At 35.5% G+C, this 13,918-nt stretch carries 11 protein-coding genes; 7 read left to right on the top strand and 4 right to left on the bottom strand.

What is annotated here, in order from left to right:
* The first annotated feature begins 34 nt into the window (after window positions 1–34).
* Window positions 35–370, top strand: a complete 336-nt coding sequence (locus tag NYE58_RS36385; RefSeq protein WP_341004374.1) for a hypothetical protein — start codon at window positions 35–37, stop codon at window positions 368–370.
* 114 nt (window positions 371–484) lie between these two features.
* Here the strand turns inward: NYE58_RS36385 and NYE58_RS36390 are convergent, their stop codons facing one another.
* The 4 genes from NYE58_RS36390 to NYE58_RS36405 form a co-directional block, all read right to left on the bottom strand.
* Window positions 485–2,923 carry a type IV secretory system conjugative DNA transfer family protein gene (locus NYE58_RS36390; protein WP_341004375.1) on the bottom strand — a complete coding sequence of 813 codons (2,439 nt, stop codon included), beginning with the start codon at window positions 2,921–2,923 and terminating at the stop codon, window positions 485–487.
* A gap of 107 nt (window positions 2,924–3,030) precedes the next feature.
* Complete coding sequence (locus NYE58_RS36395) at window positions 3,031–4,041, bottom strand: hypothetical protein (protein ID WP_341004376.1); 1,011 nt, start codon at window positions 4,039–4,041, stop codon at window positions 3,031–3,033.
* Between the two features lie 1,093 nt (window positions 4,042–5,134).
* The gene (locus NYE58_RS36400) at window positions 5,135–5,596 is read right to left on the bottom strand and encodes a hypothetical protein (RefSeq protein WP_341004377.1); all 462 of its coding nucleotides are present in this window, start codon (window positions 5,594–5,596) and stop codon (window positions 5,135–5,137) included.
* Between the two features lie 55 nt (window positions 5,597–5,651).
* Entirely contained in the window at window positions 5,652–6,968 is a 1,317-nt protein-coding gene (locus NYE58_RS36405; protein ID WP_341004378.1) for a ParM/StbA family protein, read from the bottom strand.
* Between the two features lie 800 nt (window positions 6,969–7,768).
* Between NYE58_RS36405 and NYE58_RS36410 the strand changes: the two genes are divergently transcribed.
* The 6 genes from NYE58_RS36410 (at window position 7,769) to NYE58_RS36435 (ending at window position 13,918) form a co-directional block, all read left to right on the top strand.
* Entirely contained in the window at window positions 7,769–8,746 is a 978-nt protein-coding gene (locus NYE58_RS36410; protein WP_341004380.1) for a replication-relaxation family protein, read from the top strand.
* A 207-nt stretch (window positions 8,747–8,953) separates the two neighbouring features.
* Window positions 8,954–9,334, top strand: a complete 381-nt coding sequence (locus tag NYE58_RS36415; protein ID WP_341004381.1) for a hypothetical protein — start codon at window positions 8,954–8,956, stop codon at window positions 9,332–9,334.
* A 15-nt stretch (window positions 9,335–9,349) separates the two neighbouring features.
* Window positions 9,350–10,501 (top strand): conjugal transfer protein, encoded by a 1,152-nt coding sequence (locus NYE58_RS36420; protein WP_341004382.1) that lies wholly within the window; start codon window positions 9,350–9,352, stop codon window positions 10,499–10,501.
* 29 nt (window positions 10,502–10,530) lie between these two features.
* Window positions 10,531–10,842, top strand: coding sequence for a hypothetical protein (locus NYE58_RS36425; protein WP_341004383.1), 312 nt, complete (start codon window positions 10,531–10,533; stop codon window positions 10,840–10,842).
* A gap of 6 nt (window positions 10,843–10,848) precedes the next feature.
* Window positions 10,849–11,250, top strand: coding sequence for a TcpE family conjugal transfer membrane protein (locus NYE58_RS36430; RefSeq protein WP_076179056.1), 402 nt, complete (start codon window positions 10,849–10,851; stop codon window positions 11,248–11,250).
* A 31-nt stretch (window positions 11,251–11,281) separates the two neighbouring features.
* Window positions 11,282–13,918: an ATP-binding protein gene (locus tag NYE58_RS36435; RefSeq protein WP_341004384.1), complete on the top strand. Its 2,637-nt coding sequence runs from the start codon at window positions 11,282–11,284 to the stop codon at window positions 13,916–13,918.

Raw genomic sequence — 13,918 nt, forward strand, 5'->3', positions numbered from 1 at the left:
TGATTTATCATATAATATAGGTGGTGATACTCTCGTGTATAATACGGAATATAATACGACTATCGACTTCGAACTTAACTCTCCACTTGAAGACTATTTGAGTCGTATGATTGCACAAATACCAAATGCCTCAAGATTAGTAATGCAAACACTGGCAAACAAAAGCTTTAATAAAGAGGATTTATCACTCCAAGCAAAAGTTAGACGTGGTGACTTGAATACTGCTCTTAACTGGATCGAATCTCTTGGTCTCGTAGGATATTCAACTAGTGGCCGTCAAAAACTGTACCAATTAACACCTCTTGGTGTAAAAGCATATAATAAATTCAATGACTTGTTTACAACATTAAAAGAGGAAACTAGAGATTAGCAAAACGGAGTAATACTCCGCTTTGCTTTTTTTATTGTAATAAACACTAATTTAAATATTAAAATCTAATCTTCAATTAACTTATAAATATTTTAAAAAAATCCTCTATTGTATTTATTCATTTACTTTATTCCTAGCCTTTTCAGATATCTTTCTAATTTTCTGTGCTACTAACAGAGTTTTATCATCAATACCAGCTGGTTTATATATCATATTTTGTTTAGTAATACTTTCAACTACAATTTCTTCTCCCGTTGAATCGGTGACATCATCTTCACTATCCCATAAAGGATTTCTAATTACATTTTTGTTCATCAACTCAGTACCATCAATGTTTAAGGTATTATTTATTTTTACACTTTCACTTTCATTTCTTCTCTTTTCACTGGCCTTCTTCTTAAGTTTTTCTAAAATAATTTGTTGTTCATTTTCTTCATTTGGCATTTCATTATCATTTAAATCCTCTAAATTATCAAAATCATCGTATGAAGTAAGCTCTTCACTTTCCAAATTATTATCATCCGCGATCTTTTCAGAAATTAAAGGGCTAAATAATACCTTTGGAAGTGGTTTAAATAATCCCTTAACTGGATCTAACCGTACATTGTTATGTACCTGACGGAAGAGGCATTCGCCTGCTTCACCTGTTTCCGGATTATATCCTTTTAAATGTAATATTTCAGACGGTAGAACTTTAAATCGCTTTTCCTCTTTTATTTGTGTTTTAAACCCTGTTGTAGACATCTCATCGGTCCCACTACTCTGTCCTATCTCATAAAATTCACCAATCATACTAGCGTAATAATCTGCATCTTCATTCTCTAACCCTGCTAGAAGGTATTTCTGCACTGCATTTTGTTTTACCATTGCGCCTAATCTTTTGCTTACATCATTTAACTGTTCATTACCTTGATGTATTACTCGAACAAAAACTTCGAATTCTCTTGCCATTTCCAAGAATGTTGAGAATTCTTCGTCTGCGAACATTTCAATCTCATCGATCGTTATTTGATGTGGTCGAATTTCACCTTTAATATCCCGTCTAAAAGTACTTGCTCTTACGAGATTTATAAACAATCGCCCAACCGTATATGTCAAAGTTTGCAAGGTTCCATAAGCCCCATTAACCAAGATTACCTCACCATTTTTTATTGCATCGTCAATATTAAAAGTAGACGGACCACAAAGAATTTTTTGTATATGCCTGTTACTAGTTAACATCGTAAGATAATCATAAAGATTTGAGTTCGTTTTTTCTGTGTATTCTCTAGTCTTTTCGTTAGCAGCCATATTACGAGTATATTCTCTTAGTAAGCCAACTTGTTTCTCAAAACCCTTTTCTATAATTACTGATAAGACCTCTGCTCTATAATCATCGTTCATAGGTTGTACTAGACGGTCTAATTCATTGTACCCACAATTATTACCATAGGCTAACTTAAGAGCTTTTATACATACCCTCATTAAATTAGTTGATCTATTTTTGAAAAATATTTCAGCGTCTGGTCCGAGATAACCATGAAAAGCTGATACATTTGCTTCTATCATTGGCTCGATATCTTCTCCTTCTGGAACAAAAAGAGGATTCAGACAATCTGTAGTTTCGCATTGTGGGTCTAACCTACGAAATGGTCTTCCAACACGTGTCAAAAAGTTTGCTAGACGATTGATAAGAGATCCCTTTGGTTCAATGATCGTACTACCAATGTAATCATTCAACAAATCTTGTACGATTAGATTTGTTGCTAGTACCGTTTTACCAGCACCAGTTCCCCCTAATAGTTGCTCATGTTGCGCTCGATCATTCCTATTAAGGGACATCAGCTGACTCTGGCGATCTTTGGTAGGAATTGTATGGAATAAATCTAAACGACATTCTTCAGAATAGTATCTAAAGTGAGACAAACACCCTTCCTTATTCAAATCAATTCCGTCAAATTCATATAATTCTTCTTCTGTAATTCCGTCTCTCCTCTTGACCATGTTCAAAACTGACTTATTACTGTTATTTTTTAAGGAGCTTATTTCAGATTGTTCAACTGCAGCTGTTAATTTATGAAAAGTTGTTGATTTCACATTAAAATGCAAGGTGTAATACAAAGTAAAAATAATTACGACAATAAATATCACCACAGCGATTAAAAGACCCATTGTATAGGGGAGAAATCTCATTAATATTTGTCCTAAAGCCAGGCTGCTTAATCCATTAAGAAATGTTTGAATAATTGGTTTAGAGTAGTTATTCTTAAATAAAATTGGACATGAGTAAATGATATGTCCCAAGAAACATGGGATTAAAAGTGGGATTGCTCTGTAAAATACGGGATCCGATAGCCCATAAAATTGATCTTGGTACTTACCGATTAACCAAAAGAAGTTGATCATCAAGAATCCAAGTAATAAAAACGCCTGGATGTTCCATAATGTATTTTTGTTCGCAGGATCCATACTGAATCTTCTTATCTCAATGTAAACATTTTTGAATATAAACCCAAACATATGACCGAACGCTGATAATATCCCTCCGAGGATCATTCCAAAAAACTTCAACATTTATTCCTCCTTAATTAGTATATATAATACATAATTATAATATTAATATATATAATAAAAACAGCACCTTTCCAATTACTCAACTTGAGATCGGATAGATGCTATTTTTATTTAGAGAAGAACCGGCTCAGCAAGCCTTTTTTTGCTTTTTCTTTTGAAAGTGTAGATAACCACATTCTAATATCAAAACTCATGTCTGGATTTTGTTCTGATAGTCTTGATAATTGATTCCTTATAGTATCTCTTTCGTTATCACTATTGGATATTGAGTATTTTTCAATTAAATCAGCAATAGTTCCTTTAACTTTTTGCACATGTAATTCTCGTTCATCTTGTTTAAATCTCGCGATTTTTTCATCTGCAGCAGTTTTGTACATATTTATTGAGTACGATTGCTTCGGATATAATTCCAAAAGAGAGTCGAACTCTTTAAAAAGCTCTTCTTTAAAAGGTATAGACTCGTTCCCGTATGCTATTTTGTCAAATAGTTCGATTATCTTTTCATGCACTTCATCATCACTTGATGATTCTTTCAATAATTTATCAGTAGTAACTTGGACTCTTCTATCTATTTCTTTAAAAAACTCATCTGACTCAATCATATCTAAAAACTTATCAAACCTTTTCATTTTCTGCATCATTTGAAACATTTGATCACTACTGGTTGTTTCTTCAGACTTATTAGTCGTAGTTGTTGGTTTCCCCCCACTATAGATAATTTCTTTTAATTGTGGGACCGTATATTCAGATCCTTCCCCTGTAAGACCTATAATCATTTTCATCTTAAACACAGATATGTAATTATGCTTAAAGGTTTTACTACTACCTTCTCCCATAGAAATGGGATTGATATAATCTAACAGTTCTCGTCGTCTGTTATTAATCATATAAGTTTGAGTTTCACAAATAGTTGCTACTTGATTGGATACATAGAGCGCATCCTTATCCATACTTAAGATATTATCTGTAAACAATTTATCTAACCATGATCTTCTTTTATAAATCTCATAGAGGACTGATACATTGTCAAATGTTTCAATTAATAGCTCTCTCATTTCTTCTTTGCTTGCTTCTTCTACTTCTTCCTTTGTCCGGATATCACTATATTCGTACTCCATTCACACAACACTCCTTCCCCCAAATTCTCATAACTTCATTTTACAATATCCATTAACAAATAAATAGGTACTTCCAATAGATTTCAAAGTAAATTAGTATGTTTCAATTCAACCATACTCAAATTAATTCATTTCAATTCGTATTGATTTGAATTGAAACATACCTGAATTACTCTGAATTATAGCACTAATTCAGCTTTTCATCGCAAAAATGCAGTTCAAGTCGTATCAAACCAAATCAATTCATATTAATTTACTTCAGTACAGTTTAATAGGTTTTGTCATTTTGCTGAATTACCCTGAATTGCAGGGCTGATTCAAAGTAATTGAAAGCCCCACCTATAAAAACAATCAAATCAAATCTATGTAAATACTCAATTGCACTTTATTATAACGTAGTAATAATCGTATTAGTATCATATTCTAATTAAATTAGTATATTCTATTAAACAAGAGACTATATGTTTGAATTTATTCAGTTGAAAATAGTAAGACACGACAGACGAAATAATAGAAAAGAGAGAAACAAAGTCCCCCTTAACAAAGGGAGGTAGGAGAACGTATCGAACATGGGATAAGGAGAACCAAGTTCTAGAGAAATCGAGAACGGTTTATGAAATAGGCGATATCAAAACGACGAAACTTTATAAGGTCAGCCCGGAGCAGGAATATGAAATTTGTCTGTCAACTGAGAGGCTCAAAAAGTTACACGAGGAGTAAATACCGAAGGTCCGTGAGCGATATGAGCATATATTCAAGCTCCTGCTGCAACAGCCAAAGGGCGATGACAATGACACACTTTCAGGGTACTTCGCTAACAGAGAGGGTGGTTAACAGCACAGCGCTAATCTATAAATCTATTTTCTCGTTCATGGCTGCCGCCGTTTTCTAAGCTTAGTCAAAAAATGATAATGATATCTCTATGAAATACTTATTAGGATACCAGCAATGTAAAATCAATTACGATGAAACAACGAACCTTTTTTCTACTTTTGGCCTAGTTTACTTTTCTTAAGAATTAATCCCAGGTTTCTATTTTTAGAAAAGCAAAAAGCTCTTCATCATTATGATGAAGAGCTTTTTTTCAAAATAACTAACTCTGATATGAGCTTATTACATCGTTACTGAAAGTTTTTCTTGCAGGACGATTTTCAATCTCTGTATTAGTAGAGTGAATGATTTCAGGTTCATTCAAATTTGTATCCTTTATAAAAGAATCACTATCTTTATTCTTATCAATTTCACTACTTAAAGTGAGATTATTATTATTACCCTTATTCTCATTCTCAATAGAAGGCAATTCAATAGGTTTTAAACCGGATTGATTCGTATTGTTTTCCATCAACTGTCTTTTAATCGATTCAATATCTCTTGAACGAGGAACGAACTGCTGGAGATTTCTAATTCCATTTTCGGCTATATCTTTCTGAATAAGATAACGCATCGAATCTCCATATACTGACTGTGCATTAATCCATTGAAGAACCAATTCTTCTTCGTCCTCTCTGAGCTTAAATGCAGCAGCTTTGCCTCTCTGTGCATCTGTTTTCCTCATCTCTGGTTCACCCCCTCAAGAAGTAATCAATGTTATAAGTAGGGAGGACCCCAAACTATTCGTTTGTAGCCGCAACTTCCTTGTTAGATTTCTTTGTATTAGTTTTAAGACCTTTAACTGTATTCATATTTGCTTCTTTTAAAGCTGCATAAATAGGGCTCTTTACGAAGAAGTCTAAACCTTCAGCATTTAATGTAATTGCATATTCTTTCGGTACATATAGTAGCTGAATTCTCAATCTATCAGCGAGTTCCTTAAGTTTAGGATAAAGTTTATCCTTCATTAATATGCTACCACCACCATAAACGACAATAATATCGATATCATTTGTTCCAATTATTAAAGTTTGATCACTAACATGCTTCATGATCTGCGCTACTTGATTATCTATATGTGGCCCGAATGCTTGAAGGGCTTCATTTAAGAACTTATGTTTTCTTGATGTGAATTGAGATTTCAATATCTCACTATATTGCTGTCTTGATACTGAGTTAAAAGCATGAGGTGCTAATGCTAATAAATCGTTAGTCGCAGGATCGATTGCATGTCCTACTCCATGATTCACGCCACTACCAAAATCTTTGTCTACCGAATCACCTCTAGTAAATGGTGTATCAGTAGTACCATCACCACAATCAAGATGGAGGATGTTTTTCCCATCAAAGTAACTGCCATCGATATTTTCTATGCTATATGTATTTCCGAATTCAGAAAAAATAGGGTTTTTCTCATCATCATTATTACCTTGATATCCAGCTGTCCGCCAAGCTCCACTCGAGTTCATCTGAAGTGAAAACACTGCAGGTGATCCCTCTTGCAATACATGTACATAGATAAAATTAATCTTTACAAGAACTTTTTTAGTAAGGCCTAAATGAACTGTAACATTGTGCGTACTACTTAAGAAGTTACTCTGAAGTGTTTGGATATTCGATGGTGTATGTTGCTTAACGGGAAGGGCTGTTGCCATATCAACATCCACATTGATCTCATTAGGTAACTCACCTTGTTCATTAGCTTTTTCTACAGCACGAGCAGCAATAACACTTAATGTATTAACATAAGGCACCGTTTGATTTGCTTTAGAATTATTTCCTTTTACGTAGAGATTAGTTACATTTTCTCCATTTGTTTTCAAAGCATGTTTCCCAATAAGGTAAAGGCCCGTAGGGATGCCCGCAGTAGCAACAATAGAAACAGCTAGATTATCATAGATATTTTTCAAATTTTTCACAACATCAGTATCGTCATCTACCCAAGGGATTTGTCCAGCTATAGAAAAAACGTTGGGCTGCTGTACTAGCTTTCCATCTACATAAATATCTTGTTCGCTATTACCTAGATCATTACCCACATTGAACTGAAATTTCATATAATCATTCCTCCCATAATTTACATAGTCTCTAAAGAAAATTATAGTAGTAAGTTCACCTTTAGTCAAATTAAATAACGATGTTGTCATACCAATGTACATATACAAGAATAATTTTATCATAATAAGATACTAATCTTTTATTAATTCTATACTTATCAAGTAACAACAATTTAACGATCTCTCCGCCAGAATACAATCCGATTTGGTGAATATTTAATTAAATCTTTTTTGAAACAGCTGAATTATTCGTATCATATAATAATCTTTTAATAATCTGATTAGTAAGTATCAATCGATACCGAACCTTTCGCTCCTACTTAGTATTGAATTCCTATTATTAGGTACAGCTAATTGAAGAGAAACTACTATTAATTCGAGTTATTAATAACCCAAGACTTCGATTAGTAATTTCGAGTAATTCATACTAATTTGTCTTGATAGATCTCAACACGTAGTAGTCGAATTCAATTATTTTTGTATTAACTTAATAGGCTCTAACAGACACCTATTCTAAAGGAATTTTCCCAATTTCAATAAGTGTCGTACGTAATGCTTTATGTATAATTTTTCAAACACCAAATGTAAAGACCTTTAATGTTTTTAAAATTCGTTTTTGTAAAGCTTTATGTTGTGTTGTATGTTAATTAATATGTTGGCAAGTTAAATTAAGGGATTTTCTAAACATTCCTTTTCATATAAGGGTTTAACTCAATTTTAAAAACGCGACTAATACGGTTTAACCACCCTTATGATTTTCAACCCCAGCCCACTCATGGATAAATAAAGGAGAGATGATTATGGCAGCTAATAATGAGTCCTCAGGAAAAAAAGATGAGCAGAAAAATAAAAGGACACCGAAGGGCGATTTATCAATAGGAGAGGTAATTGATCTAATAACAGCACGAGAATGGAATCTCTTAACTGATCTCTACTTTTGCAGATGCATGCCCCAATCAACAGCGATAAATATATATTTTCTAGACACAACTCAATTTCATTATCCTGAATACACATTAGCTACAAATCAAGTAAGGAATGAGTTGGATATAAAAAATCAAAAAAGAGCCCTCATAGCTACTAGAAGAACAATTAAACGTTTGAAAGATAGAGGATTGATAGAATCTTCAAATTTCAACCCTGATTCTTCTAATCTACCTATACATAAAAGAAAAAACGAAATTCTAGGTGAGTCTTGGTATTATCTTAGTTCCCGTGGTTTAAAAGTTGTTGAAATGAAAAGAGGGATATTAGAAGAGAATAGGCTTTCTAAACATGAATTAGATATGGAGAGAGCGAAAAAGCAACACTTCTGGGAATTAGCAAAGGTCTATCTAGACCTCCGCTATAAATGGATGAATGAAGAAAGCGATTTAAAACAGTTTCATGACTGGGACTGGTACCCATCATTGGCCGTTCAAGATGATGCCGAGACAATTACAGTTCGTCCAGATGCAGTGTTGAGAATAGGGGAGCAATTATTCTATGTAGAATTAGACAGATCTACTGAGCCAGTTCAACGATCTCCTTTTTTTTCAGATCAAGTTTCAATTGAAAACAAACTTGCTCGATATAATAACGTTCTAAAAATCTCCAGCAATAAAATAATAAGAGAGGGGATCATTGCATTTGTTGTTCCCGATGCCATCTATAACACCCGGCTCCATAACATTGAGAAAGCTGCAAAAAAAGTGTTTGGAGAGAAGCACAGGGTTTTTACAGGTAGAGATATTGGTGACATAATTTCTTCTTATGAAAAATTAATTCCATCTGAATAGGGGATCAATGATACCTATTAAAAATTAATTGATTTTTTTAAAAACCATTCGAAAAGAGTAAATATAAAAAAGACGAGAATTGTCTACAGTTGACAAACTCGTCTTTTTTATATTTACCATGTACAACACAATATACTATTATGTTAGTATATATATTAGATATCATATTAGTTAATTAATATATATACTATAATCGGAGGTGAATGAATGACAAAAAACAAAAAAGTTGCTGTTGCCTGTGTGAGTGTACTTTTCATTCTAATAGCTGCAGTACTACTAATTCGTAGTCCTAGCAAATTGGATAATTCTGCTTCTGATCCACCCGCTATTGCTACAACTAAGCCGTTACCAACTCCAACTGTTACGGAGCAGCCAACGACCCCAAGTGATTCTCATGAAAAAGTAGCAGAGATCATTGATTATTCCTCAAACGCAATCGTAAATGAAATCCCCGGGTTGTGGGCGAGAATTCAAGATAGTTGGCGCTGGTTGATGGTCTTAGATACAAAACACGCTTTAATCCTTGTGTTTGTAGTGATATTTATTATTTCTTTAAGTTTTGGTAAAAAAGACAAAAAATCCTCTTAGGCAGGTGATCTCGTTTTGGGATTGTTCTCAAAAAACAAAAAAAAAGCAGAGTCTGATGAGGCTGAGATTCTTGAAGCCTCAAAAGAAGAGAAAAAAAAGAAATTAAAATCAGACAAGTCGATTAAACCACGTGCACCAAAAACTATGGCACCTAAGAGGGCTTTACGAATTCTCTTTTGGACTTTTTGTTTTTTTATACTGATTAGAGGAGTGGTATCTTTCGCACGAGGACCACAAATCATAGAAAAAGTAACCAACGTTGAAAGTAATTCACCCACAATCTCTGACTCAGTAAAAGGCTTCGCAACAGATTTTGCCACAGAGTATTTTACCTGGAATACCACTAATGCAAATGACCGCATCGATCGTATTAGCAAATTCATAATTAACATCGATCAAGATGCCGGCTTAAAGTTTTTTGAAGTTAAAGGCGAGTCACGAGTACTCTCAGCAGAGATCTATGATTCCAAAATGATCGATCCTACACATTTTGATATTACTACTTTGGTTAGAAGAGAAGTTGAAATCAGCAACACTAAAGCTCCTTTGGAAATAGGGACAGATTCAAATGTCCCTAATAGTGCAGCTGCACAGACTGATTCAACAAGTGGAAAGACCATTATCAAAAAAACATACATGGTTGTTCCAATTACTCTGACGGATAATGGTCCTCTAATTGAAACGTACCCACGTTTTATTGGTAATCAGCAAAAGGGTGCCTCAATCGATGGTGACGACAGTAATATTGTTTCTGATAAGTCCTTGCTTTCTAGAGGGAAGGAACTGTCAGAAAGCTTTCTTAAAACTTATTTAGAGGGAAATGTTAGCCAGCTTAAGTACTATTACTCAGATAATGCTTCATCTCCAGATACCTTAATTCCATCTGACTTCACCTTAGATACCGTCGAATCTATAGCAATGTATAAGGTTATAGAACAAGATGGCATGCCTGATTACTATCGTATTGAGGCTTCTGTCATTGTTAAAAACGATCTAGGCGAATTATTTGTTAATACATGGACATTAAACGCCACTGATACAAATGGAAAATTTTACGTGTTGTCAGTAGGAACTCATCAATTAAATGAAGATCAGACACCAACTAATTTACCTATATCATCTGCAATTCCCGCTCCTGAACCAAGTTCGACTTCAACACCAAATTAATAAATTAGCGCTGAGAGGGGTTTTTATTAATGCTTCAAAAGAATAAAGCGAGTCATAGAATAGCTCTCCGAGTTTCTCTCCTATTGGTAGTATCCATGTTTGCTGCGATGCCAGCCTTTGCTGCTACTGATCCAGGTGTAAACATAGGGAACTGGCTAACAAAAAATGTTGGAGCTGTTATCCCTGGCATTTTATTGTGTGTAGGTGCTTATTTTATGTTCGTTAGAGATTGGATGAAAATGATTAGCTTTTTTGGTATGACCCTTGTACTTGCGATGATCATGAACTGGGAATCCATGAAGACTTTGGGTGGGAAATTCTTCACTATGTTCTTCGGGTAATGCAGCATGAATGAAAAACAAGATCCACCACGGATCACCGTATCTAACTATACAAAGATTTGGAACTTGGATTGGGTTATCTATGCGTTAGAAGGCAAAAAGTTACCCGTTCCCGCAAATCTACGTGTTGTTCTCACCTTTTGTGCTATTGAAGTGGTTTGGATTATCCTCGGTAAAATACTATTCTTCATACCAGGAGCGTACATCTATGTTTTTCTCCCATTGTTATCCACTTGGATAATCACAAAACAAAAACTAGATGGGAAAGCGCCCCATAAATGGCTATATAGTATGATCCTCTTCTCAATACGTCCTAAGCATCTACATAGGTACCGTAAGATAGAGCACAACAAAAAATACGTGTACCGAAGCAAAGTTGTGTTTCGAACTAAACGAGAGCGTGGATAGTCACGCTCTCGTTTTCAAAGGAGGCTAAAATTTGTCATCACTCTTAACACCAGCGAAGAAGAAACCTAGTAAAGTCAGCATTGAATTTCCAATCGCATATTTTGAAGAAAACTTAATTTTCAACCGCAATAAAGAGGTATGGGCAATTTATGAAATCAGTTCATTTATTTACGACCATCTAAGTGACCAGCAAAAAATAGATAGATTAATTAGCCAAACATCTTTTTTATCTTTATTAACACATCAATTTCATATCCTTTGGTTGCCAAAAACACATGATATCCATCGACATCATGAACTACTAAAAGAAAAAAGACTTTCTGGCCCCTTGAAAAAACGTGCGACTCAAATAGTAAGTGAAATGGAAGAGTATCTACAAGGGAACTACAATACTGAGAATGGAGCCAATAATGCGGACTATCGTCCGTACATCGCCGTGTATCTCCCTAAAAGTGAAGATAAAGATTTATTAGAACAAGTGGGTAGTATCGCAGTAGAACTCAAGAAACTCATACGCCATCCGATGCGGACCATTGAGAATATATCAGGAATGAATGAACCTGAAATTTTCGAACATGAGTTTCAGAGTTATCTCGTAAAAGAACGACAAATTTTTGATCGTCTATCCCGCCGTCTTAAAATCACACGAGGTACACCAATGACAACGGAGTGGCTCATAAAACGAAACTTTTGGTGGGGGATTGCAGACCCTAGTTTGCGGTCAACAGATGAACAACATTGGTCTCCGAAAAAAACTAAGGGTATACGCAGTGGCTTAAATACCTTCTTCTATGATTCAAGACAGGTTATCACACTCACAGAAGGGGAAATGGATTGTTCTCACCCACGACGCATTAAAATACAGCAACTTTGTGATGGAAAAGATCAGTATATCTATCATGCATATATGGTCCTTTCTGATCTACCGGAAAGTGCAGAGATGCCAGGTAGTGAGTGGCTCTACAGTGCAGCCACATTACCGTTCCCTGTAGAAATGAGTATCAAAGTTGAGGTTATGGAGTCGGTTGAGGCAATTAAAAAGCTCAGTAAGAAGAAAATGGATATCGATAATCAAGTCAAAAATATCCACGAAGCAGGCGCTAATATACCGATCGATTTGCAAGAAAAGCAAGAGCGGGCGCTATATTTAGAGGATGAATACAAGAAGCGTAAAAACCCTACATTTATCACGCATGTTACCTATGGCCTTTATCATACTGACTTAAACATCCTGAAGAGCAATTGTAAAATCCTTCAGGACCATTACCGAGATTTTGGTAACGTACAAGTAGAACTACCTGCAGGCGATCAGTGGCTTTTGTTTAATGACTTTATTCCCGGTTCACCGCGCTATGTTTCGGACTATATACAGCGTATACCACCCGAAAAACTAGCTTCTGGAATGATAGGTGCTACTCAAGTACTGGGAGATGGTAAGGGATTATATATTGGAACTACCGGTACTCTAGATCATCCTGTATTTTTTGACCCCGCTCTTGCGAGTCAAGAAAACCGCAGTCCAAGTATGACAGTAACTGGAACACTGGGCGGGGGTAAATCCGTCCTAGCTAACCTTCTTGCATATCAGAATGCAGCCATACTGGGAGGAAAGACTTTAATATTTGACCCGAAAGGGGAACGCTCCAATTGGCCAGAGGATTTACCTGAACTAGCTGGACAGATTCAGGTCGCCACTCTATCCTCTTCGAAAGAAGATATGGGGAAACTTGATCCTTTTGTCATGTTTTTTGACGATATTGAAACAGCAAAAGAAGCGGCTGTTGAGATTTTAGCGTATCTTTCTTCCACGAAAACAAATGAACGTGGTTACAGTTATATCTCACAAGCAGTAAACAAAGTTGCAAGTGAACCTGAGCCTTATCTCGCGAAATGTATTACGGTTTTATTTGAAATGGGAAAAACACGTGAAGATGCCTTAATCTTGGGTGAAATACTAGAAAGTTTTCACTCCCTCTCCTTTGCAAAACTCTTGTTTGGTACGGGTGGAGAAAGAACAATTAAAATGGACTATGCCATTAATATATTACAAGTTCAAAACCTGAAGATGCCTTCTCCAGAAAAACTGCCTGAAAACTACTCATTGGAAGAGAAGATGAGCGTAGCTTTAATGTTTGCTATAGCCCGCTTCGCTACTAAATTCATCTATCATGATCGATCCATCTTTAAATTCGTACTGATGGATGAAGCATGGGCACTACTCTCTACACAAGCGGGTAAGGCGCTGGCAGATATGGTTGTTCGTACGGGACGAAGCTTAAAAGGCGGAGCCATCATAGTCACGCAAAACGCAACTGACGTTGCCGGGGATCTAGCAGGGAATATTGGCGTTAAGTTCGCCTTCCGTGACCAGGATACGAAGAAGATTAAGAATACCTTATCCTATTTTGGATTGGAAGATACCCAAGAGAATATCGATATGATCAAGAATCTAGCGAATGGTCAGTGTTTAATGCAAGATCTCTATGGTCGTATTGGGCTTGTACAAATCGATGTTGTCTTCCAGCATCTGTTCGATTGCTTCGATACACGTCCACCTGTAGTTGCTGCTGAACCAAGAACTGATACTGAGGAGTCTGATTTCACAGTGTTGGAACAGTTCCAGCAGTATATGGATGAAGCAGCATCTTCAGAGGAAGAGGAGGACTAG

Origin of the sequence: Paenibacillus sp. FSL L8-0708, assembly GCF_038009325.1 — a bacterium.
Lineage (GTDB): Bacteria > Bacillota > Bacilli > Paenibacillales > Paenibacillaceae > Paenibacillus_AQ > Paenibacillus_AQ odorifer.

What these genes read in the sequence shown, in the direction of transcription:
- NYE58_RS36430 (WP_076179056.1), top strand. Translation starts at nt 10,849, where the DNA reads ATGAATGAAAAACAAGATCCACCACGGATCACCGTATCTAACTATACA.
- NYE58_RS36425 (WP_341004383.1), top strand. Translation starts at nt 10,531, where the DNA reads ATGCTTCAAAAGAATAAAGCGAGTCATAGAATAGCTCTCCGAGTTTCT.
- NYE58_RS36390 (WP_341004375.1), bottom strand. Translation starts at nt 2,923, where the DNA reads ATGTTGAAGTTTTTTGGAATGATCCTCGGAGGGATATTATCAGCGTTC.
- NYE58_RS36410 (WP_341004380.1), top strand. Translation starts at nt 7,769, where the DNA reads ATGGCAGCTAATAATGAGTCCTCAGGAAAAAAAGATGAGCAGAAAAAT.
- NYE58_RS36415 (WP_341004381.1), top strand. Translation starts at nt 8,954, where the DNA reads ATGACAAAAAACAAAAAAGTTGCTGTTGCCTGTGTGAGTGTACTTTTC.
- NYE58_RS36405 (WP_341004378.1), bottom strand. Translation starts at nt 6,968, where the DNA reads ATGAAATTTCAGTTCAATGTGGGTAATGATCTAGGTAATAGCGAACAA.
- NYE58_RS36395 (WP_341004376.1), bottom strand. Translation starts at nt 4,041, where the DNA reads ATGGAGTACGAATATAGTGATATCCGGACAAAGGAAGAAGTAGAAGAA.
- NYE58_RS36400 (WP_341004377.1), bottom strand. Translation starts at nt 5,596, where the DNA reads ATGAGGAAAACAGATGCACAGAGAGGCAAAGCTGCTGCATTTAAGCTC.